Below are 916 nucleotides of genomic sequence, written 5' to 3' on the forward strand. Positions count from 1 at the left end.
AAAATATGAGTATGGAATCAACTATTGTCACCTCTAAAAATCTAACTCAAGAAATATTTTTAGAGTATTTAAAAAAAGCTGGTGAAAAAATGGGTATAAACGATCTAGAAAAAGACAGGTGCATTTATGATGATGTAAGTGGAGCATATTTGAAAATTCAATTATTAAGTGGTGATCTTATTTGTTTCGAACAAGACGAATTGGAAGCATTCAAGAAACTCTTAGGTGCTGAGCCTGTTTCGTATATCGAGTTATCATACAATCATACTGAGAATTCGGTTCCTTTGGTCATGCAATTTACAAGAGCTATAAATTCTTTTTTACCAGTTGTTTTAGATACCGGTTTTGATGATGTATTTTCTCCAGAACAAATTCCAACTCTTGGAGATTTAGCTTTTTAATTGCTGCTTGCTGCTTGCTGCTGCCTGTTGCCCTGTTCAGTTAAACCAAATCCCTTCGCCAGATCAGCAATTTTTAAAAGACTGGCGAAGATTTTGGTTCAGTTGAAAGCAGGGGTCACCCATTAGCCCCCGGTAGTCAAGTAGTCGAACAAGATACTCGCAACACACCGCGATCATATTTACTGCGCCACCACATGCTTGTTTCAAATGCCGTCGTGCCTTTTGCTTCAACGTGTGGTTGCGTGAATCGCACCAGTCACCCATGTGGATCTAGCGAAACATCAAACCTGGATTTCGCCCAAGTAGCACAGCTACTCCAGAAGCATCTCAGTGCCGCGTTGCTTCCAAGTGATGGGCAGATCTGTGGCTACCGCAGGCCGGGGTCCAGGCCGGGGTCACCCATTAGCCCCCGGTAGTCAAGTAGTCGAACAAGATACTCGCAACACACCGCGATAATATTTACTGCGCCACCACATGTTTGTTTCAAAATGCCGTCGTGCCTTTTGCTTCAACGT

The 916-nt window shown here is 42.6% G+C and carries 1 protein-coding gene; it reads left to right on the forward strand.

Annotation, left to right across the window (positions count from 1 at the left end; genetic code table 11):
• Nucleotides 1-5 precede the first annotated feature (5 nt).
• Nucleotides 6-401: a hypothetical protein gene (locus tag H8L47_RS27825; RefSeq protein ID WP_186957087.1), complete on the forward strand. Its 396-nt coding sequence runs from the start codon at nt 6-8 to the stop codon at nt 399-401.
• Nucleotides 402-916 lie beyond the last annotated feature (515 nt).

Source organism: Undibacterium umbellatum (genome assembly GCF_014284125.1).
Lineage (GTDB): Bacteria > Pseudomonadota > Gammaproteobacteria > Burkholderiales > Burkholderiaceae_D > Undibacterium > Undibacterium umbellatum.